This is a genomic window from Aquabacterium sp. A08 (assembly GCF_011742065.1).
This window is the reverse complement of sequence record NZ_JAAQQT010000195.1, coordinates 1-554: the sequence shown is the minus strand read 5'-3', so window position 1 is coordinate 554 and position 554 is coordinate 1. Positions and strand designations below refer to the sequence as shown.

At 75.5% G+C, this 554-nt stretch carries 1 protein-coding gene; it reads left to right on the top strand.

The window, feature by feature from the left end:
* Positions 1 to 6: 6 nt before the first annotated feature.
* Positions 7 to 554, top strand: a 548-nt coding sequence (locus tag HA630_RS01090) for a pseudouridine synthase (protein ID WP_166832106.1), incomplete at its 3' end; no start/stop codon positions are given.

The window sequence follows — 554 nt, the reverse complement described above, 5'->3', positions numbered from 1 at the left end:
CGGCCGCTGCCCGTGCCCGACGGCGTGACCGTGCGGCACGCCGACGACGCGCTGCTGGTGCTGGACAAGCCCGCCGGCCTGCTCTCGGTGCCCGGGCGCGGGCCCGAGCACGCCGACTGCCTGAGCGCCCGCGTGCAGGCCCGGTACCCCGACGCGCTGGTGGTGCACCGGCTGGACATGGCCACCTCCGGCCTGGTGGTGATGGCGCGCGGCCTTGAAGCCCAGCGCCGCCTGAGCCGCGCCTTCGCCGAGCGCCGGGTGCACAAGCGCTACATCGCGGTGGTGGCCGGCCAGCCCGACCCGGCCGGGGCCGACGCCGACGGCTGGTGCGACATCCACCTGCCGCTGATCGTCGATTGGCCGAACCGCCCCAAAAGCAAGGTGGACGTCGCGCTGGGCAAACCCAGCCACACGCGCTGGCGCCTGGCGCCCGACGCGCCCCCCGCGGTGGCAGGGGCAGCGGCAGGACCCACCGCCCGGCTGGAACTGGAACCTGTGACCGGCCGCTCGCACCAGTTGCGGGTGCACCTGCAGGCGCTGGGTCACCCCATACT